This window comes from Sandarakinorhabdus sp. FBCC-B8862, from assembly GCF_059745315.1.
In genome coordinates, this window is sequence record NZ_CM185574.1 from 3,094,552 (window position 1) to 3,117,919 (window position 23,368).

The 23,368-nt window shown below is 65.7% G+C and carries 16 protein-coding genes and 2 tRNA genes; 12 read left to right on the top strand and 6 right to left on the bottom strand.

The genetic code is table 11. From position 1 onward, the window contains the following. Positions 1 to 37 precede the first annotated feature (37 nt). Genes AC6BOR_RS14845 through AC6BOR_RS14855 form a run of 3 tightly spaced genes read right to left on the bottom strand, consistent with a single transcriptional unit; the run spans position 38 to position 2,983 of the window. Positions 38 to 1,252, bottom strand: coding sequence for a serine hydrolase domain-containing protein (locus AC6BOR_RS14845; RefSeq protein ID WP_498059129.1), 1,215 nt, complete (start codon positions 1,250 to 1,252; stop codon positions 38 to 40). 20 nt (positions 1,253 to 1,272) lie between these two features. Continuing rightward, positions 1,273 to 1,494, bottom strand: a complete 222-nt coding sequence (locus AC6BOR_RS14850) for a DUF6356 family protein (protein WP_498059130.1) — start codon at positions 1,492 to 1,494, stop codon at positions 1,273 to 1,275. A gap of 25 nt (positions 1,495 to 1,519) precedes the next feature. Continuing rightward, on the bottom strand, positions 1,520 to 2,983 hold the full coding sequence (locus tag AC6BOR_RS14855) for an SLC5 family protein (protein ID WP_498059131.1): 1,464 nt from the start codon (positions 2,981 to 2,983) through the stop codon (positions 1,520 to 1,522). A gap of 58 nt (positions 2,984 to 3,041) precedes the next feature. Here AC6BOR_RS14855 and AC6BOR_RS14860 point away from each other — a divergent pair. From AC6BOR_RS14860 to AC6BOR_RS14895, 8 genes are all read left to right on the top strand, one after another. Next, positions 3,042 to 3,113 (top strand) — tRNA-Val (locus AC6BOR_RS14860). 585 nt (positions 3,114 to 3,698) lie between these two features. After that, on the top strand, positions 3,699 to 6,953 hold the full coding sequence (locus tag AC6BOR_RS14865) for a TonB-dependent receptor (protein WP_498059132.1): 3,255 nt from the start codon (positions 3,699 to 3,701) through the stop codon (positions 6,951 to 6,953). Positions 6,954 to 7,022: 69 nt separating this feature from the next. Continuing rightward, positions 7,023 to 8,066 carry a UDP-glucose 4-epimerase GalE gene (gene galE / locus AC6BOR_RS14870; protein ID WP_498059133.1) on the top strand — a complete coding sequence of 348 codons (1,044 nt, stop codon included), beginning with the start codon at positions 7,023 to 7,025 and terminating at the stop codon, positions 8,064 to 8,066. A 62-nt stretch (positions 8,067 to 8,128) separates the two neighbouring features. After that, positions 8,129 to 9,061 carry a UDP-2,3-diacylglucosamine diphosphatase gene (locus tag AC6BOR_RS14875; protein WP_498059134.1) on the top strand — a complete coding sequence of 311 codons (933 nt, stop codon included), beginning with the start codon at positions 8,129 to 8,131 and terminating at the stop codon, positions 9,059 to 9,061. A 12-nt stretch (positions 9,062 to 9,073) separates the two neighbouring features. After that, complete coding sequence (locus AC6BOR_RS14880) at positions 9,074 to 10,162, top strand: glycosyltransferase family 4 protein (protein ID WP_498059135.1); 1,089 nt, start codon at positions 9,074 to 9,076, stop codon at positions 10,160 to 10,162. Between the two features lie 60 nt (positions 10,163 to 10,222). Beyond that, on the top strand, positions 10,223 to 11,491 hold the full coding sequence (locus AC6BOR_RS14885) for a Xaa-Pro dipeptidase (RefSeq protein WP_498059136.1): 1,269 nt from the start codon (positions 10,223 to 10,225) through the stop codon (positions 11,489 to 11,491). Further along, entirely contained in the window at positions 11,491 to 13,539 is a 2,049-nt protein-coding gene (locus AC6BOR_RS14890; protein WP_498059137.1) for a penicillin acylase family protein, read from the top strand. The genes AC6BOR_RS14885 and AC6BOR_RS14890 overlap by 1 nt, the downstream gene beginning before the upstream one ends. A gap of 37 nt (positions 13,540 to 13,576) precedes the next feature. Continuing rightward, positions 13,577 to 14,443: a MurR/RpiR family transcriptional regulator gene (locus AC6BOR_RS14895; RefSeq protein ID WP_498059138.1), complete on the top strand. Its 867-nt coding sequence runs from the start codon at positions 13,577 to 13,579 to the stop codon at positions 14,441 to 14,443. On the opposite strand, the gene AC6BOR_RS14900 is transcribed toward AC6BOR_RS14895, so the two are convergent. Continuing rightward, positions 14,382 to 15,044, bottom strand: a complete 663-nt coding sequence (locus tag AC6BOR_RS14900) for an RluA family pseudouridine synthase (RefSeq protein WP_498059139.1) — start codon at positions 15,042 to 15,044, stop codon at positions 14,382 to 14,384. The genes AC6BOR_RS14895 and AC6BOR_RS14900 overlap by 62 nt on opposite strands. Before the next feature lie 81 nt (positions 15,045 to 15,125). On the opposite strand from AC6BOR_RS14900, the gene AC6BOR_RS14905 reads away from it, so the two are divergent. From AC6BOR_RS14905 to AC6BOR_RS14915, 3 genes are all read left to right on the top strand, one after another. After that, a complete protein-coding gene (locus AC6BOR_RS14905) occupies positions 15,126 to 17,318 on the top strand; it encodes a flagellin N-terminal helical domain-containing protein (RefSeq protein WP_498059140.1) in 2,193 nt (730 codons plus the stop codon). A 124-nt stretch (positions 17,319 to 17,442) separates the two neighbouring features. Next, a tRNA-Ser gene (locus AC6BOR_RS14910) sits at positions 17,443 to 17,533 on the top strand. 197 nt (positions 17,534 to 17,730) lie between these two features. After that, positions 17,731 to 18,717: an alpha/beta fold hydrolase gene (locus AC6BOR_RS14915; protein ID WP_498059141.1), complete on the top strand. Its 987-nt coding sequence runs from the start codon at positions 17,731 to 17,733 to the stop codon at positions 18,715 to 18,717. Positions 18,718 to 18,727: 10 nt separating this feature from the next. Here AC6BOR_RS14915 and AC6BOR_RS14920 read toward each other — a convergent pair whose 3' ends face one another. Beyond that, entirely contained in the window at positions 18,728 to 19,516 is a 789-nt protein-coding gene (locus AC6BOR_RS14920; RefSeq protein WP_498059142.1) for an SDR family oxidoreductase, read from the bottom strand. A gap of 41 nt (positions 19,517 to 19,557) precedes the next feature. Continuing rightward, the gene (locus AC6BOR_RS14925; protein WP_207759245.1) at positions 19,558 to 20,802 is read right to left on the bottom strand and encodes an acyl-CoA dehydrogenase family protein; all 1,245 of its coding nucleotides are present in this window, start codon (positions 20,800 to 20,802) and stop codon (positions 19,558 to 19,560) included. Positions 20,803 to 21,460: 658 nt separating this feature from the next. Between AC6BOR_RS14925 and AC6BOR_RS14930 the strand changes: the two genes are divergently transcribed. Next, positions 21,461 to 23,215: an amidohydrolase gene (locus tag AC6BOR_RS14930; protein ID WP_498059143.1), complete on the top strand. Its 1,755-nt coding sequence runs from the start codon at positions 21,461 to 21,463 to the stop codon at positions 23,213 to 23,215. Positions 23,216 to 23,368: the final 153 nt, after the last annotated feature.

A 23,368-nucleotide genomic window follows, 5' to 3' on the forward strand; every position in this document is an offset into this window, starting at 1 on the left:
GGATCAATCAAACTGCAATCCAGTCTCGTAAGCGCACTCAATCATCCAGCGCGGCATAGACCATGGTGCGCATTTCGCGGCGCACGGGCCAGGTGCTCGAGGGAATGAGCTGGGTCATGAAGATGCCGATCAGATCTTCTTCCGGGTCCACCCAGAAGAAGGTGCTGGCAGCGCCGCCCCAGAAATAGTCGCGGTTGCTGCCGGGCATCAGCGTTTTGGCGGCCGACATGGTGGTGGCAAAGCCAAGGCCGAAGCCGACGCCATCATAGGCCGCTTCGGAGAAGAGGCTGCGGCTCATCGCCGAGATGGCGGCATCGCCGGGCAGATGGTTGGCGGTCATCAGATCCAGCGTCTTGCGGCTGATGATGCGGGTGCCGCCCAGCGTGCCGCCATTGGCCAGCATGCGGCAGAACTGCAGATAGTCGGCCGCGGTGGAGACCAGCCCGCCGCCGCCGGACACAAAGCTGGGCGGCTTCAGATAGGAGGAGGTGGCGGGATCATCCTGCAGGGCAATGCTGCCGTCGCGGCTGGGTTGGTAGCAGGCGGCGAAGCGATGGGCCTGACCTTCGCGGACGTGGAAGCCGGTATCGACCATGTTCAGCGGCCGGAAGATTTCCTCGGCCAGAAATTCGTCGAACGGCCGGCCGGAGACGACCTGCACCAGCCAACCCAGCACATCGGTCGCCACCGAATAATTCCAGGCCTCGCCGGGCGAGAATTCCAGCGGCAGTTTCGCCAGCGCCTGGATCATGGATTCCAGCGTGCCGGCCTTTTCGATCTCGCCAATCTTCTCGCGGCGATAGGCTTCATCGACATTGGTTCGGAGCTGGAAGCCATAGGTGAGGCCGGAGGTGTGGCGGAACAGATCGACCACCTGCATCGGGCGGGACACCGGGCGCGTCTGGAAGCCCAGCTTGTGGGTGCCGGCCACGTACACGCCGAGGTTTTTCCATTCCGGGATATATTTGTGCACCGGATCGTCGAGCGCGATCTTGCCCTGTTCGACCAGCATCATCAGCGCCACCGAGGTGATCGGCTTGGTCATCGAATAGATGCGGAAAATCGTGTCTTCCCGGGCCGGGATGCCCCGTTCGACATCGGCCAGGCCCTGCACGCCCATATGGGCAATCTCGCCATGGCGGGCAACGAGGGTGAGGGTGCAGGGCAGGCGCCGCGGCTGCACATATTTTTCGGCGAGGAATTGATCCAGCCGCGCCAGACGATTGGGGCAGAAGCCCAGCGTGTCGGTCATCCTATCCCCCTTGCAGCCGTTCAGAACGTTGGCTGATCATATTTGCGCGGTGCGATTTCCTTGTGGAGCGCGACAATCGCATCGGACCCGGCCGTCTTGTAGAGGCCGGGGATCAGCCCGTGGATGAAGCATTTCAGGCTGGCGACGAACATGCGGCTGCCCACGCCAAAGGCGGCGCCCATATGCTCGCCGTAGGTTTCGTTCACACAGCGCGGGTGTTCGAGGAACAGGCGGGCAAACATGGATGGACGCTCCGTTTCCAGTGATTCATTGCCCGGCCATATTGGCCGTTGCTGCCCGCCCCCGCAACCGTGCCGTGCCGCCCAGCGCACGATTGCTGGCCAGCGCCACCGAAATCGTCGCCAGCAAGGTCACCAGCATCAGGTGGATATAATGCGCCGGGGTCCACACCCAGGTGAACACCGCATAAAGGCCGACGCCGAACAACAGGGCCAGCATGACGGCGCGGGCGTGGATGCCGGTGAAGACCAGCCCGCAGATGAAGGCGGCGAGGATCGGCATGGAGAGCAGGCCGTTCAATTGCTGCACCAGGTTGATGATGGAGGCCGCGCCATCATAGACCGGCACCAGCGCGATGGAGAGGGCGACAAAGACGATGGAGATCAGCCGGTTCAGCCGGCCGACATCGGGGCGGGCGTTGATATAGGCCTCGTGAATGTCGCACACCCACAGCGTTGTCGAGCTGTTGAGGATGGAGGTGTAGTGCGTAAGGACGGCCGCGGCCATGAAGGCGGCGAACGCGCCCGAGGCCCAGCTGGGCATCACCTCGGCGACGATGCGGCCATAGGCGGTGTCGCCCAAAGGGCCGAACAATTTGTAGCTGGCGATGCCGGGCAGCACGACAATGGCCGGCACGATCATCAGGCGAATGATGCCCGCAGCGAACACGCCGCGCTGGCCTTCGCGCAGGCTGGGCGCGGCCATGGCGCGCTGGGTGATGTTCTGGTTGGTGGACCAATAGAACATCTGGATGAAGATCATGCCGGTGAACAGGGTGGGGAAGGGGATCGGGCTTTCGGGCCCGCCGATCAGGGTGAGGCGCTCCGCCGGCACGCCGGAAAAATCAAAGCCGATGGCCGACAGCGCCAGCCAGACGATGGCCAGCGCCGACCCCAGCACGCCAACGCCGGCAATCGTGTCATAAACCGCAACCGCGCGCAGGCCGCCCAATATGGCATAGAGCGAGCCGGTGACGCCCAGCACGGCCGCCAGCGGCAGCAGCGGCAGATCAGCGCCCGACACGGTGCGCAGGAACAGCGCGCCGGTGTAGAGCGTGATCGGCAGATAGATGAAGAGATTGCCGGCCAGGAACAGCGCCGAGACGAGGGCGCGCAGGCCCGGCGAATTGTAGCGCTTCTGCAGCAGTTCGGTGGTGGTGGTGCAGCCCTCGCGATAATAGACCGGCAGGAAGACCAGCGCCAGGATGGCGAGCCCGGCCACCGCCGACAATTCCCACCAGGCCAGCAGCAGCATCTGCTGGCCGTTCATACCGACGAGCTGATCGGTGGACAGGTTGGTGAGGGTGATCGAGCCGGCGATGAACGGCCAGGTGAGGCCGCCGCCGGCGAGGAAATATTCGCGGTTGCTGTTGGCGGCCGAGCGGGCGCCCTGTTTCGCCGCCATGCGCCGCACCTGCCAGATGGTGGCGAGCGCCATGGCAATGGTCAGCGCGATGAAGACGGCGCTTTGCGTGGTGTCGAGGCTGGTCATGGCCGGCACGGTTGCACGAAGCGTGGCCTGCCGCTAGGGGCATGCGCCTGACGGCGTGGGGCGGTTAGCTCAGTGGTAGAGCGGCTTCTTTACACGGAGCGGGTCGGGGGTTCGAACCCCTCACCGCCCACGCCGCAGCCGGGCGACACGATAACGCGCAGCGTTATTGTGCGACTCCGGCAAGGCCGGCCGGCGACCAAAAATGCCGACCCTCAGGTCGGCATTTTCGTGTGTCGTCCGACGGCGCGGCTCCGCCGCGCTCTTTCTTTGCCTTTCTATCACCAGAAACGGACTTGGCGGCCTCGCCGCCGGCCGTGACCGGCGGGCGTGCTGGTGGTTTCAGAAGCCTGCCCGCATCCCCGCAGCCGGCGGCAAAGCCGCCGAGTCTGCTGAAAGTGCAAGAAGAACGACAAGAAAAGCGCGGCAGAGCCGCGTCGTCGAACGACACACGAAAACGGCGGCCTGTCGGGGCCGCCGTTTTTGGTCGCCGGCCGACCTTGCGCGAGTCCGCGCGCGGCACGCGCGCTGGCCGCGCTGCGGTGTTGCCGCACCGCAACACTCACCGTGCGAATCCACCAATCATGAACCCGCCATGAAGCTGTAACAGAAGTGTCACAAAACCCCGGCAATGGCCGCTGCAGTTGTCCCGCCTGGAAGTGATTCCCGGCGGGCCAAGCGTTCAGCCCGTCCGCTCCAGCCCCAGGGGGTATTTCAAATGCGTCATCTTCGTCTTGGCGTCGCGCTTGCCGCGCTTGCCGTTCCGGCCATCGTGTCGGCCCAGGAAACCACCTCGTCGATCCGCGGCGCCATCGTCAACGAACAGTCCAAGCCGATTGCCGGCGCGACCGTGACGATCATCCACACCCCGTCGGGCACCCGCCAGGTGCTGACCTCGGGCGCCAATGGCGAATTCAACGCCACCGGCCTGCGTCTGGGCGGTCCGTTCAGCGTCACCGTCGAAGCGCCGGGCTATGATGCCGCCACCGACACGCTGGATGGCCTGGTTGCCGGCAACCCGCAGCGCATCGAAGTGATGCTGGCCAGCCAGGGCAAGACCATCACCGTTACCGCCACCCGCCAGCGCAGCGCCATCACCATCGCCTCGGGCGCCGCCACCGTGCTGACCGCCCGCCAGATCGCCGGCGTTTCGAACGTCAACCGTGACATCCGCAACCTCGCTGCCCGCGACCCGCTGGTGACGCTGGACCCGACCAACGGCGGCGCCATCTCGATCGCCGGCCAGAACAACCGCTTCAACCGCTTCACCGTGGACGGCGTGGCCTTCGGCGACCCGTTCGGCCTGGAAGCCGGCGGCCTGGTCTCTACCCGCGGCCCGGTGCCGCTGGATGCCATCGGCGAATTCTCGGTGGAAGTGGCTCCGGTTGATATCCAGCAGGGCTTCTTCCAGGGCGGCACCATCAACACCCAGCTGAAGTCGGGTGGCAACCGCTTCACCGCGCTGGGCGGTGCCTATTACAGCGACGACAAGCTGCGCGGGAAGAACGCCCGCGGTGTGACCCGCACCGGTGCCTTTGAATCGCAGATCTACACCGCTCAGGTCACCGGTCCGATCATCAAGGACAAGCTGTTCTTCGCCATCACCTATGAGCGGCTGCGCGACACCGTGCCGGCCGCCATCAGCCCGGCCTCGCTGGGCATCACCGATGCGCAGCTCAGCCAGATCACCGATATCGCCAAGACTGCCTACAGCTTCGACACCCAGGGCGTTGCCACGGCCGTGCCCGAGAAGGACGACAAGCTGGTCGCCAAGATCGACTGGAACATCGCCGACGGTCACCGCGCCGCCTTCACCTATATCTACAACGAAGGCAATGTGCTGGCCGGCCAGACCGGCGTGGGCGAACTCAACGCCACCAACCCGACCTTCTCCTACAAGTCGAACAACTACAACCAGGGTGCCATCAACCATTTCGGCATCTTCCAGCTGAACGACCAGTGGAGCGACAATTTCTCCACCCAGCTGCGCGTCTCCTATGCGGACTATGTCCGTCTGCAGCAGCCGTTTGGCACTGCCAGCTTTGGCCAGTTCCAGACCTGCCTTGATGCCGCCAGCAGCGCCCCGCCGCTGACCTGCCCGGCCGGCGTGCGCCGCCTGCAGTTCGGTCCGGACATCAGCCGCCAGGCCAACGAACTCGACTCGCAGTCGCTGAACGTCGAATTCCAGGCGACGCTGAAGATGGGCAACCACACGGTGAAGGGCATCGTGGAGCGCCGCACCCAGAATATCCGCAACCTGTTCGCGCAGCGCGTGTCGGGTGCGTGGTATTTCGACTCGATCGCCGATCTGCAGGCCCGCCGCGCCAACGAAGTCGATATCGCCGTGCCGCTGCGCGGTGGCATCGACACGGTGACCGCACTGTTCGACAACAACAGCTGGACCTTCGGTATCCAGGACACCATCGATCTGGGTGGCAATTTCACCCTGACCGCCGGCATGCGCTATGATCTGTTCGACACGAACGATGCGCCGTTCCTGAACAATGATTTCATCACCCGCACCGGCTTTGCCAACAATGCCACGCTGAATGGCCGTGGCCTGTTCCAGCCGCGTCTGGGCTACAGCTGGAAGGTGACCGACCGTCTGAGCCTGCGCGGTTCGGCCGGCCTGTTCGGCGGCGGCAGCCCGAACGTGTGGATTTCCAACAACTATTCCAACCCGGGCCCGACGCTGGGCCGCGTGCAGGTGCGCCGCAACGCCGATGGCACCTTCACCATCGCTGGCATCACCGGCCTGACCACCACCCAGGTGCAGACCATTGGCGCTGCCACGCTGAACAACGTCACCGGCGGCACCGGCATCCCGCAGGCGCTGGTGGACGCCATCCGCACCACCGGCACCGCCACCTCGCCGACCAACGCGCTGGACCCGAACTTCCAGGTGCCGTCGCAGTGGCGCGTGTCGAACAGCGTCGAATACAACGCCAACCTGGGCTTCCTGGGTGACGATTGGCGCTTTGGCCTCGACGTGGTGTGGAGCCGCGTGAAGAACGGCCTGACCTGGGTTGACCTGCGCTCGGTGCCGAATGGCGTGCTGCCCGATGGCCGCACACGCTATCAGCTGCTGCCGGGCCAGGGCACCACGGTGAACCAGGACCTGCTGCTGACCAACACCAACAAGGGTTACAGCTGGAACATCGCCGCCAAGGTGAACAAGCGCTGGAGCAACGGCCTCTACACCCAGGCGTCGTACACCTTCCAGCGCGCCCGCGACTTCAACTCGGGCACCTCGTCGGTTGCGGCCTCCAACTATGGCAACGCAGCTGCCGGTCTCGACAGCAACAACGCTGCCTATGGCATCTCCAACTATCAGCGCGACGATGCCTATCGCCTGCTGGTTGGCTATGACTTCAACCTGTTTGGTGACAACAACACCCGCGTCGAGCTGTTCTTCAACTCGCTGTCGGGCCAGCGCTACAGCTACACCATGGCTGACCAGGCGTCGGGCTCCAACCGTTCGGCGGTGTTCGGCGTGGCCGGCACCAACAACCGTTACCTGATGTATGTGCCGAACGTCAGCTCGGCCACGGCCGATCCGCGTGTCACCTATGCCACCGGCTTCGACTTCGCCGGCTTCCAGAGCTTCATCCAGAACTCGGAACTGAACAAGTATCAGGGCAGCATCGCGCCGAAGAACATCGGCCGCACGCCGCGCTACAACAAGCTCGACCTGTCGATCCGTCAGGAAGTGCCGTTCGTGTTCGGTGGCAAGATCGAACTGCTGGCCGACATCGAAAACGTTCTGAACCTGCTGAACAGCAACTGGGGCACCATCCGCCAGGTGGCCTTCCCCTATTATGGCACGCTGGTGAACGTGACCTGCGCCACCACGGCCTGCACGCAGTACACGTTCAACAACCGCTCGGGCACCACGTTCGCCGCCCCCACCCAGGGCGTGAACCTGAACGGCTCGCTGTGGTCGGTCCGCTTCGGCGCCCGCGTCAAGTTCTGATCGCGGCCATCGGCAACAACAGGAAGGGCGGCCCTTTTGGGCCGCCCTTTTTGTTTGTATGGGTGGGCCATGAGCCTGTTGCCCCTGATCCCCGCCACCGAACTGCCGCCTGTGCTGGTCACCGGTGGTGCCGGCTATATCGGCAGCAATGCCGCCCTGGCCCTGCTCGACATGGGGGTGAAGGTGGTGGTGCTCGACGATCTGTCGCTGGGCAACCGTGGCCTGGTGCCGGATGGCGCGATCTTTGTTGAAGGGCGCGCCGGCGATCAGGCGTTGGTGGGCCGCCTGATTGCCGAGCATGGCATTGGCGCCATCCTGCATTTTGCCGCGCGGATTTCGGTGGCGGAAAGCGTCGAGCAGCCGGCGCTTTATTATGCCGAGAATTTCGGCGAGACGCTCAGGCTGGCCGAGGCGGCGCTGGCCGGCGGAGTGGGGGCGTTCGTCATGTCCTCCACCGCCGCCGTCTATGGCAATGGTCCGGGCGGCAACGCGCCACTGCCGGTCTCTGCCCCGGTGGCGCCGATCAATCCCTATGGCTGGTCCAAGGCCTTTGCCGAACGCATGCTGGCCGATCTTGTCGCGGCCAACCGCGGCTTTTCGGTGGCCTGCCCGCGCTATTTCAACGTGGCCGGCGCCGATCCGCAGCTGCGGTCGGGCCAGGCCAGCCGGCACCCGCACCATCTGATCGAGCTGGCCTGCCATGTGCTGACCGGCCAGCGGGAACGGTTCACCATCTTTGGCGATGATTATCCCACGCGCGATGGCACCGGGGTGCGCGATTATATCCACGTCACCGATCTGGCCGATGCGCATGTGCTGCTGTTGCGCGCCTGCCTGGCCGATCCCGGCCAATATCATGTGATGAACCTGGGTTATGGCACCGGGGCTTCGGTGACCGAGGTGTTGGACGCGCTGGAGCGGGTGGCCGGCCAGCCGATCCCGCGCCACATCGGCCCGCGCCGGGCGGGTGATCCGGCCACGCTGGTGGCGGCATCCGATGCGGCGGCACTCTTGGGCTGGCAGCCGCGCTTTGCCGATCTGGAACAGATTGTCGGCCACGCGCTGGCCTGGGAGCGCCAGCGCCTGTCTGCAACAGGATTGCAACCGGGCTGACACACCAGGGTCATGGCAGCGCCTTAGAGGGTCCGGGCAAGGACTGGTGAAAGGCCCTTGCCATGGCGACCCTGCCGCTTGCCGAACTGCCCCCCCAATGGCGTGAACCGCTGCTGCCCGGCATGCTCAAACCCGTGGCCAGCGGCCCCGCCTTCCTGCACGAGCCGGAGGAGGAGCCGGCCGGCAAGCTGAAGCACCGCACGGTCTGGATCTCCGATGTCCACCTCGGCACGCCGGGCTGCAACGCCGAACTGCTGCTGGATTTCCTCAAGGCCATTCAGCCCGAGACGCTCTATCTGGTCGGCGACATCATCGATGGCTGGAAGCTGAAGCGCGGCTGGTACTGGCCGCAGCGCCACAATGATATCGTGCGCCGGGTGCTGAAGCTGGCGGCGCGCGGCACCCGCGTCGTCTATATCCCCGGCAATCATGACGAGGCGTTCCGGCCCTATGCTGGCCTCAGCCTCGGCGGGGTGGAAATCGCGCTGGAGGCCATCCACACCACCGCCGATGGCCGCCGCCTGCTGGTGTGCCACGGCGACGAATTTGATGCCGTGGTGCTCTATCACCGCTGGCTCGCCTGGGCCGGGGATGTGGGTTACGAGGCGCTGCTGAAATTGAATGTCTGGTTCAACCGGGCGCGGCGGCAGTTTGGCCTGCCCTATTGGTCGATCTCCGCCCATATCAAGAAGCGGGTGAAGAATGCCGTCGCCTTCATCGGCCGCTTCGAACAGGCGGTGGCCGATGCGGCGCGGCTGCGCGGGCTGGACGGCGTGGTGTGCGGCCATATCCATTCGGCCGAGATTCGCGATTTCGGCGGCATCACCTATCTGAACGATGGTGACTGGGTGGAAAGCTGCACCGCGCTGGCCGAGCATGCCGATGGCCGCATCGAGATCATCGACTGGGCGCAACAGAGCCGAGAACGGGCGCGGAAGGCATCGAGTGGTCAGGCGGCGGGCGTTCAGGCGCGCGCCGTTGCCATGGCCGCCTGAGGAGGAATGCCCATGAAGCTGACATTGGTGACCGATGCCTGGGAACCCCAGGTCAATGGCGTGGTCCGCACATTGTCCACCACGGTGCGGCTGCTGAACGCACGCGGGGTCAGGGTACAGGTGATTTCGCCCGATCAGTTCTGGTCGGTGCCGATGCCATCCTATCCCGAAATCCGCCTGGCGATGACGACCCGGCGGCGGATCGCCAAGCTGATCAACGGTTTTGGCCCCGATGCCCTGCACATCGCCACCGAAGGGCCATTGGGCTGGCTGGCGCGCGGTTGGGCTCTGCGCCGCGGCTTTGCCTTCACCACCAGTTTCCACACCCGCTTTCCCGATTATGTGCAGGCGCGCATCGGCCTGAAGCCGGACCGGGTGTGGCGGGTGCTGCGGCGTTTCCACGGGCCGGCCCATGCCGTGATGGTGGCGACGCCGCGCCTGGCGGCCGAGTTGAACAGCCATGGCCTGACCCAGACCCGGCTGTGGGCGCGCGGCGTGGATGTGGAGCAGTTCCGCCCCGATGTGGCCCCGCATCCGGCGGCGGCTGGCCTGAAGCGGCCGCTGGCCCTGCATGTCGGCCGGGTGGCGGTGGAGAAGAATATCGAGGCGTTTCTGGCCGCGCCCTGGCCGGGGGACCGGCTGGTGGTGGGCGATGGCCCGGCGCTGGATGGCCTGCAGCGCAAGTTTCCGCACGTCCATTTCACCGGGGCGCTGCACGGCGCGGCGCTGGCCAGCGCCTATGCCGCGGCTGATGTGCTGGCCTTTCCCAGCCGCACCGACACGTTCGGGCTGGTGATGATCGAGGCGCTGGCCAGCGGCACGCCGGTCGCTGGCTATCCGGTGCCGGGCCCGCTGGATGTGGTGGGCGCTGGCGGCTTTGGCCCGGATGGCCGGGCGCCGGGCCGGATTGGCGCGGTGGCGCATGATCTGGGGGAGGCGATGCACAAGGCTTTGGTCGCCCGCCGGGCCGACTGCGTTGCCTATGGCCGGCGCTTTGGCTGGGATGCCTGTGTGGACCAGTTTCTGGCGGCTCTCGTCACCGGCGACGGCCACACGGTGCCGCCGCTGCCGGCGCCCTTCATGCTGCCGCAGGTGGCCTGAGCCCGGTTGCCCTCTCCCGCTCGCGGCCCTATCCTTGTGGCCAACAGGGGAGATGAAGTGATGAAATATCTGTTGCTTGCCGCCGCCGCGCTGCTGGCCGGCACCACCGCGCGTGCAGAAACCGTGGTGATCACCGCGGCGCGCATGCTGGACGTGGCCAGCGGCAAGCTGGTCGAAAAGCCGATCATCGTCGCGGAAAATGGCCGTATCACCAAGGTGGGCCGGCAGGGCGAACTGGTGGTGACCGACGGCAAGCGCATCGATCTGGGTGACCTGACGCTGGTGCCCGGCCTGATCGACATGCATGTGCATCTGACCAGCGATCCCGCCCTGGGTTTCGAGGCGGATCTGCGCCATGCCCGGCCGTTTTTCACCGCTGTGGGTGTTGCCAATGCGGCGCGCACGCTGGCCGCAGGCTTCACCACGGTGCGCAATGTCGGCTCGGCGGATTTTGCCGATGTCGGCCTCAAGCAGGCGATTGATGAAGGCGTGGTCCGCGGCCCGCGCATCGTGCCGGCGGCCTATGCCCTGGGGGCGACTGGCGGCCATTGTGACGACAACCGATTCCCGGCCGGCATGCAGGTGGACCGCTCCGGCGTCACCTCCGGCCCGCAGGGCTTTCGCGAGAAGGTGCGGGAAATGCACAAATATGGCGCCGACGTGATCAAGTTCTGCGCCACCGGCGGGGTGTTTTCCGCCCGTGACACGGTGGACGGCCAGCAATTGACCCAGGAGGAGATGGACGCGCTGGTGGACGAGGCGCATCGGCTGCGCATGAAGGTGGCGGTGCACGCCCACGGCACCGATGGCATCAAGGCCGCCATCCGCGCCGGGGCCGACACGATCGAACATGCCAGCCTGGCCGATGCCGAAGCCTTTGCCCTGGCCAAGGCCAAGGGCACCGCCTTTTCCATGGATATCTACAATGATGATTATATCCTGGCCGAAGGCGCGAAGAATGGCGTGCCGGAAGAAAGCCTGGCCAAGGAACGCGCCATCGGCCTGAAACAGCGGCAGACCTTCCAGGCGGCGTGGAAGGCCGGGGTGACCATGGTGTTCGGCAGCGATGCCGGCGTTTATCCCCATGGCGACAATGCCCGCCAGTTTGCCAAGATGGTGGAGTGGGGGATGACGCCCATCGATGCCATCCGCGCCGCCACCGTGAAGGCCGCCGAGGCGCTGGGCCGCGCCAATGATGTGGGCCAGATCGCGCCGGGCCTCTATGCCGACATGGTGGCCGTGGCCGGTGACCCCACCCGCGATGTGACCGTGCTGCAAGGCGTGAAGGCGGTGGTGAAGGGCGGTGAGCTGGTGAAGGACGCTCGCTGATGCCGCGCTGGTTCACAGCCCTGTTCTGGTCCAGCATTGCCGCCGGTGCGCTGGTGGTCGGGCTTTCCAGTTGGGATGCGCTGATCGCCAGCCCGCCCGATCCCGATCCGGTGCGCCCATGCGCCGTGACGATCACGCGTGACCAATGGGGCGTGCCGCACATCCATGGCCGCACCGATGCCGATGTCGCCTATGGCATCGCCATTGCCCATGCCGAGGATGATTTCCGCAACCTGGAAGAGGTGCTGGCCGCCGTGCGTGGCCGCGCCGGGGCGATCATGGGCGAAGATGGCGCCAAGCTGGATTTCGCCGGCCATCTGCTCGATGCGCGCGCCGTTGCTGATCGCGGCTATGCCAGCCTGTCCCCGGCCACCCGCGCGCTGGTCGAAGCCTATGCGCAAGGGTTGAATGACTATGCCGGCCGTCACGGCCATGAGCAGCGGCTGCAGGGCCTGTTCCCGGTGACGGGTCGCGATATCGTCGCCGGCTTCGTGCTGCGGTCCCCGTTCTTTTTCGGGATGGACCGGGTGCTGGGCCCGCTGGTGGAGGGCAAGCTGCCGCCGCGCGATGCCGGGCCGGCCGATGAGCGCGGCAGCAACGCCTTTGCCGTGAGCGCCAGTCGTTCGGATGATGCCACGACCCGCCTGATCATCAACAGCCACCAGCCGTGGGAAGGCGGCGTGACCTGGTGGGAACTGGTGGTGCATTCGGATGAAGGCTGGGATTTCGCCGGCGCCAATTTCCCCGGCGCGCCGTTCCCGCTGCTGGGCCACAACAAGCATCTGGGCTGGGCCAACACGGTCAACCGGATGGACCTGATCGATGTCTACAAGCTGGAGCTGAATGCTGACCGCAGCCAGTATCGGCTCGACGGGCAGTGGCTGCCGCTGGAAGCGAAGCGCGTGTGGCTGCGGGTGAAATACGGCCCGTTCGTGCTGCCGGTGCCGCGCACCGTCTATCGCAGCCGGCATGGCGCCGTGATCCTGAACGAGAAGGGCGGCTTTGCCATCCGCCACGCCGGCATCGGCGAGGTGGGGCAGGTGGAGCAATATTATCGGCTGAACAAGGCGCGCGATTTCAACGAATGGCGCCAGATCATGGCCATGCAGAAGGTGCCGGCAACCAATTTCGTTTATGCCGATGCGCAGGGCCATATCGGCATGTTCTACAACGCGCTGTTCCCGGCGCGCAGCGCCGGCTTTGACTGGAAGGGCGTCCTGCCCGGCAACACATCGAAAACCCTGTGGACCAGCTATCTGCCGTGGAGCGCCGATCCGATGGTGGTCGATCCCCGCGCCGGCTGGGTCGCCAATGCCAACAACACGCCCACCGTGGCGACCGCGCCGGACGAAAATCTGAAGGCGGCAGACTTTGCCCCCGAAATGGGCGTGGAGACCTTCACCACCAACCGCATGCACCGCTTTGCCGAGCTGTTTGCCGGGGTGAACGGCCCGATCAGCCGCGAGACGCTGCTGCGCATCAAGTTCGACAAGGCCTATAGCAAGGCCTCGCCGGCCGGGCGCTGGATGGCGGCGGTGTTGGCGGTGGACACATCGCGCGATCCCGAACTGGCGAAGGCCCAGGCCTTGTTGCGCCAGTGGGACTGGACGGCCGATGGTGTTGGCCCGGCGGACAGCCTGGCGGTCGCCGTGCTCGCCAGTGTCGGCCGCGAAGTCTATCGCGGCGATGCGCTGCCGCCGGCGGCGCCCAAGCTGCACGCGGCGGTGGATTGGCTGCAGGGCACATTCGGCCGGCTGGATGTGCCGCTGGGCGAATTCCAGCGCCTGCGCCATGGCAAGGCCGATCTGCCGGTGTTTGGCGGGCCCGACACGCTGCGCGCCATTTATGCCGACCGGGCCGCCGATGGCCGGCGGGTGGGCAATAATGGCGATGGTTTCATCATGCTGGTGGAATGGCCGGCCGGCGGCGCGGTGCGATCGCAATCGGTGCACCAATTCGGTGCTGCCACCACCCGGCGGGCCTCCCAGCACTATGCCGATCAGGCGCCGCTGTTTGCGACCGAACGCTGGAAAAACGTGCAATTTTGACCGTTGCGCCCTGTTGGCGTGATGTTATCGAAATCACATGAGCACCCGCGTCGCCCAGCGGCTGGCAGAACGTTATGACCGGCTGACCGTTTCGGAACGGATGATTGCCGGCTGGATGGCCGACAATCTGGCGCAACTGCCGTTCGAAACCGCTGCCTCCATCGGCCAGCGCGTCGGCGTTTCGGCGATGACGGTGGCGCGCCTCGTCAAGAGCCTGGGCTATGACAATCTGGCGGCCCTGAAGGATGAGCTGCGTGGGCAAGCCCGCGATGCGCCCTGGCTGCTCACCCGCCCGGCGCCCAGTGCCGATGCCCGGCTGCAGGCCGAAACCGCGGCCATTGCCGGGGTTTATGCCCAGGCCGAAACGCCGGAATGGGCCGCCGTGGTGGCACTGCTGGCCACCGCACCCCAGGTGCGCGTTGCCGGCTTCCAGACCGAGGCCGGGCTGGCCGCCGGCTTTGCCCGGCATCTGTCCTATGTGCGGCCACAGGTGGCCAGCATCGACATCGCCGCCGGCATTCACGAGGAGCTGGTGGACGCCGGGCCGCATGATCTGTTCCTGCTCGTCGATGTCCGCCGCTATTCCCGGCATTTCCGCCTGCTGGCGGAACGGGTCGCCGCCGCCGGCCGGCCGCTGGTGGTGATCACCGATCCCTATTGCCCATGGGCGCGCGATGTCACGCCGCACATCCTCACCGCCGAGGTGGCGCTGGGCCATTTCTGGGACATGAACACCGCGCTCGCCTCGCTGCTCAACCTGCTGGTCGATGGTGTGGTGCAGAAGATCGGGCCGGACCTGGTGCACCAGCGCCTGGCCAAGTTGGCCGAAAACTATAGCGATTTCATTGGCTTTCAGGGCCGGTCCCGCCAGGCCAGCCTGGCGGTGGATCCGCCAGCGCCGTGATCAGTTGCCCATCGGGCAGGGTGATGGCGAGGCGGCGGGCATGCAGCCGCATCGGGCCCGATCCGTCGCCATAAACCGGATCGCCGGCAATCGGCGCACCCAGCCGCGCGGCATGCACCCTGATCTGGTGGGTGCGGCCGGTTTCGGGGCGGAACTCCACCAGCCGGGTCGCCGCATCCAGCACCCGCCAATGGGTGCGCGCTGGCTTGCCGGCCGGATCGACCACCATGCGCCAGCCGGCCGCCGCGCTGGAAATCTTCGCCAGTGGTGCATCCACAAGGCCGGAAGGCTGCGCCGGCAGGACGGACAGGATCGCCCAATAGAGTTTCTCCGCGCCGCCGCCGGCAAAGGCCGCGCTCAGCCATTTCGCCCCGCGCCGGCTGCGGGCGATGGCGAGACATCCCGACGTGTCGCGATCCAGCCGGTGCGCGGCGACCGGGCGGAACCCGCCGATGGCCAGCACCGGTAGCAGATCTTCCAGGCTGTCCGGCGTTTTCGGCCCCGGATGCACGGCAAGGCCCGGCGGCTTGTTGATCACCACGACGTCGCGGCTGGCGTGGATGATCTCCAACCCGTTCAGATCATTGGCTGCGTGCATCATGTTTAAGAAAATTTCGCCCTATGCCGTTTCCAGTGCAGCGCCCCGCAACCCCTGCGGCGGCGGGAAGCGGGAGTATCCCAGATGACCGTGATCAACACCAACATCAACGCGCTGACCGCCCAGAATGCGCAGCGCACCGCCAACAATGCAATGGGCACCGCCATGCAGCGGCTTTCGACCGGCATGCGCATCAACAGCGCCAAGGACGATGCCGCCGGCCTCGCGATCAGCCAGAAGATGACCGCCGACGTGCGCGGCCTGGCGGTGGCCATGCGCAACGCCAATGATGGCATCAGCATGGCCCAGACGGCGGAAAGCGCCATGGGCGAGGTGACCAACATGCTGCAGCGCATGCGCGAACTGGCCGTGCAATCGGCCAACGGCACGCTGACCGGCACCGACCGCAGCGCCCTACAGGCCGAAGTGAAGCAGCTGGTCGGCGAAATCGACAATATCGGCGTGCGCACCAACTTCAACGGCCAGAAGCTGCTCGATGGATCGGCCCGGTCGGTCAAGCTGCAAACCGGCAGCCGCGCCGGCGAAACCGTGTCGATGAGCCTCAGCTCGGCCCGGGCCCGTGATCTGGGCCTGGGCTCCAGCCCGGCGCTCACCGCCACGGGCGCCTTTGAAGGCACTGCTGCCAACCTCACCACCAATCATGCCCTGCAGGGCGGTGACCTCACCATCAACGGCGTGCAGATCGGTTCGTCCTCGGCGGATGATGACAATGTCTCGTCCACCAACAAGTCGGCCTCCGCGCTGGCCAAGGCCGCTGCCATCAACCGCGCGACCGCGCAGACCGGCGTGCGCGCCGTGGTCGGCCAGACGGTGATGACCGGCTCGGCGATGACCGCCAACGCCAACACCGGTTCGGTGACGATCAACGGCATCACCACCGCCTCGATCACCACCACCGCCAACGCCTCTGACAGCCGCCGCATCGTGCGCGATGCCATCAACGCCATTTCGGGCCAGACCGGCGTGCGCGCCGTCGACACCGGCGACAACAACGCCGGCCTGCGCCTGGAGGCCGATGATGGCCGCAACATCGAGGTGAGCCTGACGACGCTGACCGCGGCCGAAACCGGCCTGAAGGCGGGCGCCCAGTCCGGCTCGTTCAGCCTGGAAAGCCTGAATGGCCAGGCCATCGAGGTGGGATCGACCAACTCGACCACGGCGCGGCTCACTCGCTCGGGCCTCTCGGCCGGCAGCTTTGATCGCGGCGTCTCCACCGTCTCCAGCGATGTGCGCGCCGTCGCCACTGGCGCTGCCAACGCCCGCACGCTGAACAGCGGTGACCTGTCGATCAACGGCGTCGCCATCCGCGCCGCCACCGCCAATGACGACACGTTCAGCAGCACGGCGGCCCTGTCGAGTGTGAAGGCCGGCAGCGCCATCGCGATTGCCAACGCCATCAATGCCGCCAGCGACCAGACCGGCGTGACCGCCAAGGCCAACAGCCAGACCATCCAGTCCACCACCACCACGGTGATCGGCACGACGGCAACCGCCACGCTGGGCATCAATGGCACCCAGATCGACATCACGCTGGACCAGAACCACACCGCCCAGCAAACGCGGGACAATGTGGCCAAGGAAATCAACAAGTTCAGCGGCCTGACCGGCGTGACCGCCAAGGACAACGGCCTGGGCGGACTTGATCTCACCGCGGCCGACGGACGCAACATCAGCGTCTATTTCGACAGCGATGAAGCGGCGGCAGCCAACTTCGGCCTGGGCGGCGCAACCATCAAGGGCACCGGCACCAGCTACACCGTGGTGGGCGTCACCGATCCGGCTGATCCGACCACGGCCGCGGTGCAGACCGCCTATTCCACCGTGCGGCTGGAATCGGCAAAGACCATTGATGTCCGCGCCGGCAGCCTGGCCTTTGGCAGCACGTCGAACTTCGGCAATCTCGGCTTTGAGGAAAATGCCTATGGCAGCAGCAAGGGCGGCTTGCGCATCTCCGAAGTCGATGTGTCGAGCGTGGAAGGCGCCACCGCTGCGCTGGATGCCATCGACGAGGCGCTGACCAGCGTGAACCTCAACCGCGCCAACATCGGTGCCGTGCAGAACCGGCTGGAAGCGGCGGTGAACAACCTGTCGTCGAACAGCACCAACCTGCAGGCCTCGCGCAGCCGCATCCAGGATACGGACTTCGCCCAGGAATCGACCAACCTGTCGAAGAACCAGGTGCTGGGCCAGGCGGCGCAGGCGATGCTGGCCCGGGCCAACCAGTCGGCCCAGCAGGTTACCCAGCTGCTGCAGTAAGGCCCAACGCATCAGGCCCGAACGGGCCGGCCATGGGGCGGTGCATCAGGCACCGCCCCATTTTTTTGTGCGCAGCGGTTGCCGCCGGGCCCCGCCCTTGCTATCGCCGCCGCTTCCAGAGCGCGGAGCGGTGGCCGAGTGGTCGAAGGCGCACGCCTGGAAAGTGTGTATGGGTCAAAAGCTCATCGAGGGTTCGAATCCCTCCCGCTCCGCCATTTTCCAGCCTGTGCTGCGAACCCTCGACCATTTGACTGGCGTGTGCCACGCCGGGGGTTCGAATCCCTCCCGCTCCGCCATTTCCAGCCTGTGCTGGCCACTTCGTCCCCGTCACCGTCAAACCTGCAGCATGTCAGGGCTTTGTCCTTGCGTGAAAGCGCCCCACAGTGCGGGCGGATGGCAAGGAGGCTCAGGCGTGGACGCAACGGATGACATTGACCCGCTGTGGGCGCCGGAGCCCGATGCGCTGCCCGGCTGGTTTCATGATGCCTTGGCCGTGCCGCGGGAGGAGGGGTTCGTTGATGTGGCGGGCACGCGCATCCATTATTTCCGCTGGGGCAATCCTGCGCACCCGCCGATCCTGATGACGCATGGCTTTCTGGCGCATGCCCGCTGCTTTGCGTTCATCGCGCCGTTTCTGGCGGGGGAGCATCATGTCATCGCCTATGATCTGTCGGGCATGGGCGACAGCGCGCACCGGCCCGGGAACAATGCGCAGGCGCGCGGCGCCGAGATGGTTGGGGTTGCCGAGGCGCTGGGGCTGTTCGATGGGCCGGCCAAGCCCGTGATCATCGCGCACAGCTTTGGCGCGTCGGTCGGCCTCACCGCGATGGCGTTGGCTGCCGAGCGTTTCGCCGGCCTGATCCTGTGCGACATGATGGTGCTGCGGCCCGAGGTGCTGGAAGAGCGCAACCGGCGGGGCAGCGGGCGGCCGGGTTCGGGCGATCCCGACAAGCCGCAACGCCGCTATCCCGATTATCCCACCGCCCGCAGCCGCTATGTGCTGTCGCCGCCGCAGCCGGTTGGGGAGCCGTTTCTGATGGATTACATGGCCTTCCACTCGCTGCGGCGGGCCGGCGCGGACTGGACCTGGAAATTTGATCCTGAAGTTTTCCGCCAGAGTGACGCGGAACCGGGATGGCACGAAATGGGCAAGCGCGTCGTGGCCACGCCCGGCCGCAAGGCCATCGTCTATGGCGCGGAAAGCCAGTTGTTCACCCCGGACTCGGCGGATTATGTCCGCGAACTGGGGGGCACCGACATCCCGATCATCGCGGTGCCCTATGCGCGTCACCACCTGATGCTCGATCAGCCGCTGGCGTTTATCACGGCGCTCAGGGCCATCCTCGCGCTGTGGCAGACCAGCGACCAACCCGCGGCCGAGCGGGGGCAAGCCGCCTGAGCCGCCGTCCTCAATCGGCGGGGCCGGCGCCGGTGCTGGCGTGGGCGACGCCGCCATCCACGGTGATCGTTTCCCCAACCACATAATCGCCGGCCCGGCTCGCCAGATAGATGGCGGCGCCGGCCATGTCCTCGTCCACGCCGATGCGGCGGGACGGGATGAATTTGGCGATCGCGTCGCCATGATCGCGCGCCACCCGGTTCATCTCGCTGGCAAAGGCGCCCGGCGCGATGGAGGTGACGTTGATGCCATCCTTCACCAGCCGCGCCGCCATGCGCCGGGTGAGATAGATCAGCGCCGATTTGGAGGCGTGGTAGCTGTAGGTTTCCTGCGGGTTGAGGCGGATGCCGTCGATCGAGGTGATGTTGATCACCTTGGCCGGCCGCGCGTGGCTGCCCGATGCCTGCAACAGGCCGTGCAGCGCCTGGGTGAGGAAGAAGGGCGATTTGACGTTCAGGTTCATCACCTTGTCCCAACCGCTCTCCGGAAACTCCTCGAATGCGGCACCCCAGGCGGCGCCGGCATTGTTGACCAGAATGTCGAGCCTCGTCTCATGCGCCGCCAGCTGGGCGGCCAGCGCCTCGCAGCCCGCCACGGTCGAGACATCCTGCGGCAGGGGGATGCAGTTCGGCCCCAGTTCGGCCGCCGTCTCGAAACAGGCCGGCGCCTTGCGCGAGGAGATATAGACCTTGGCGCCCTGGGCGATGAAGCCGGCAGCGATCATCTTGCCGATGCCGCGGCTGCCCCCGGTGACAAGCGCGACGCGGCCATCGAGGCGGAACAGGCTGCTGGTGTCCATGATCATATGTCCTTGAATCGAGGCCGCTGGAACTTGGGCGATCAGTGCAGCCCGGTCTCATGCCGGCCGACCACCATATGGTGCACCTCGTCCGGACCATCGGCAAAGCGCAGGTGGCGCACATCGGCATAAAGTTCGGCCAGCGGAGTCCATTGTGAAATGCCGGCAGCGCCGTGGATCTGGATGGCCTGATCGATGATCTGGCAGGTCTTTTCCGGCACCATCGCCTTCACCATGCTCACCCACACCCGCGCCTCGCGGTTGCCCAGCACATCCATCGCCTTGGCGGCCTTCAGCACCATCAGGCGCATCGCCTCGATCTCGATGCGGGCGCGGGCGATGAGTTCCAGATTCTTGCCCAGCATGATCAGCGGGCGGCCAAAGGCCTCGCGGCTGTTGCCGCGCTTCACCATGTAATCCAGCGCGATCTCGGCCTTGCCGATGGTGCGCATGCAGTGGTGGATGCGCCCCGGCCCCAGACGCACCTGCGAAATTTCAAAGCCGCGGCCTTCGCCGAGCAGGATATTCTCATAAGGCACCCGCACATTTTCAAAGCGCAGATGCATGTGGCCGCGCGGCGCATGATCCTCGCTGAACACGTGCATCGGCCCCAGGATCTTCACGCCGGGTGTGTCCATCGGCACCAGGATCTGGGATTGCTGGCTGCTCGCCGGGCCATCATCGCTGGTGCGCACCATCACGATCATCACCTTGCAGCGCGGATCACCGGCGCCCGAGATGTAGAATTTCTCGCCGTTGATCACCCAATCCTTGCCGTCACGCACGGCGCGGGTCCGGATATTCTTGGCATCAGACGAGGCCACATCAGGCTCGGTCATGGCATAGGCGGAACGGATTTCACCGGCCAGCAGCGGCTCCAGCCAGCGCTTCTTCTGCTCGGGCGTGCCAACCCGTTCCAGCACTTCCATGTTGCCGGTGTCGGGCGCCGAGCAGTTCAGCGATTCCGATGCCAGCGGCACCTTGCCCAGTTCGGCGGCGATATAGGCATAATCGAGGTTGCTTAAGCCTTCGCCGGTTTCGGCATTGGGCAGGAAGAAATTCCACAGGCCCGCGGCCTTGGCCTTGTCTTTCGCCGTCTGCAGCAATTCCAGCTGCCCCGGCGCCCAGCTCCAGCGATCGGCCCGGCCCTTGCCCAGCTCCTCGAACTTTTCCGAGATCGGCACGACATTCTCGTTGATGTGGCGGACAACGGCATCGAACAGCGGCCGCGCCTTTTCCGACATGCGCAGATCGTTCATCTCGGGATTGGTGAAGATATTGGTCATCGTCTCAGGTCCTCTTGTCCGCCCACATGCTTGCCGCCACGCCACGGGCGCGCAAGCCCATCATTTGGTGATGGTCCTAGGACGTAGCCGCATAAAGCCGCGCGGCTGCTCTCGCCCCCTTGCGAATGTTCGACTGCGCCTGCATGTTGTTCCGATGATGGTTATATTGCTGGCAATCATCGGCGTCGTTGCAAGTGTTCTCCTGATTGCGGGTGCAATCGCAGGTATTTGTCGTCTTGTAACAAACAGCAGCGCGTTATCGCTAGCAGTGGGAACGCTCGCAATACCAGCTCTGGTCTTCGCCTCGTTGGTCTACTGGCTACTGACGATGGAGGTCGACGATGCTCCACCCGGGATGGTCATCATCGGGAACTTAGCGGCCATTACGATGATAACGCCTCTTGCGTTCTTTGCCAGTCGTCTTGTTACGAGGCATCTTGATCGTCGTGCCTCGCGGAACGACTGCTAACCACCCCATTGCGGACGTTCCCGCTTAAGAGGTCACGCCCTAAGGCCGATTTTCCGTGTGACTGTATCGACCTTCAGCGCTTGCAACACCGCAAGATCGCCCCCTAACATCAACGATGAGGCCGACACATTGCCAATCTGCGCCGCCAGCTCTCTCAAATGATCTGACGACGACCATGCCGGGGAGCAAATGGATATGAAGACGGGTCTGTTCGCGCGCGTGATCGGGGTCGTCCTCGTCTCCGCCAGTGCTGCCCCATCCATAGCCAAGGCCGGTTCCGGTGGGGCGGATCTGATCCTGACCGATGCCCGGGTCTACACGCTGCGCTGGGGCGAGCCGGGGCTGGATGGCAAGCCGGCGCCAGATGCGCCCATCAGCAACGGCAGCTGGCACCCCGATGCCGCAGCGGTGGTGATCCGGGGCGGCAGGATCGCCTATGTCGGCAGCGAGAAGGGCGCGCTGGCCTTGCGCGGCAAGCAGACCAAGGTGATCGATCTCAACGGCGCGACCATCATCCCCGGGCTGGTCGATTCCCACACCCATTTCGTCGAACTCGGCGCCAAGCTGGAATCGGTCGACCTGACCGATGTGGCCACCGAAGCCGAGGCGGTCGCCAAGGTGGCCGAACGGGCGAAGACCGTCCCCAAGGGCGAATGGATTTTCGGCGCCGGGTGGGACGAGGGGGCCTGGGCCAACCGCTATCCCGACAAGCAGATGTTGAGCGCGGCGGTGCCCGATCATCCGGTGGTGCTGCGCAGCCTGCACGGTTTTGCCATCTGGACCAACCAGGCCGCGCTCGATGCCGGCAAGATCACCAGCGCCAGCCCGGTGCCGGTGGGCGGCGAGATGCGGCTGGGTGCAGATGGCCAGCCAAATGGCCTGTTCCTGAACCGCGCGGCGACCATGGTGGACGCGGTGGTGCCGCCGGAGCCGCCGGCGGTGGTCGCGCGCCATGCGCTGAAGGGCCTCACCCAGATGGCTGCAGACGGTTATGTGATGGTGCACGAGGCCGGTGTGCCCACCCAGGCAATGGCCGCACTCCAGAACCTTGAGGACGAGCAGCGCCTGCCGATCCGGGTCTATGCCATGCTCTCGCTGCGCGACCCGCCGCTGATGCGCCAGTGGATCGCCAAGGGGCCGGACCGGGACAATGACAGCATGTTCGTCACCCGCGCGGTCAAGGCCTATTACGATGGCGCGCTGGGATCGCGCGGGGCGCGCCTGCTCGCCGACTATGAGGACAGGCCGGGCCACCGCGGGATCAGTGGCAGCGGCTATGGCTTTGACCGTGATCTGGCCAAGGCGGCGATGAAAGCCGGCTTCCAGATCGGGTTCCACGCCATCGGCGATGCCGGCAACCGCGAAGTGCTGGATTTCCTGGAAGGGGAGTTCAAGGCCGATCCGAGCACCGCCGGCAACCGTCACCGGATTGAACATGCCCAGGTCGTCGCTCCGCAAGACCAGCCGCGCTTTGCCCGGCTGGGCGTGATCGCATCGATGGAGCCGCCGCACGCGGTGGAGGACAAGGGCTGGGCCGAAGCCCGCCTCGGCCCGCAGCGCATCCTTGGCGCCTATGCCTGGCGCTCGCTGCGCCGCCAGGGCGCGCGGCTGACCTTCAATGCCGACAATCCGGGCTCTGACCACAGCATCTTCTATGGCCTGCATTCGGCGATCACCCGCCAGGACAAGCAGGGGCAGCCCCCCGGCGGCTGGTATCCGGCCGAGCGGCTGACCATCGAGGAGGCGATCCGGGCCTATACCAGCTGGTCGGCCTATGCCGCTTTTCGCGAAGGCCAGACCGGGATCATCGCCAAGGGGCGCTGGGCTGATCTGACCGTCATGGATATTGATCCCTTCGCCCTTGCCGCCACCGCGCCGGAAAAAATCCTCGCCGGCCAGATCCGGGCAACCATCGTCAATGGCAAGCTGGTGTATCAGCGATAGGCGGTTGGGTGGTTTTTCCGTTGATGTTCTGCAGTCCGGGCGGAACTCCTGCCGCTATCAGGGCGCCAGGACGGCCATTTCCCGTCATGAATACGAATCCGTGGGCCATTCACCGGTTGCGGCCGGCGCGTGTGCCGTCATAGTCAGCGCGGG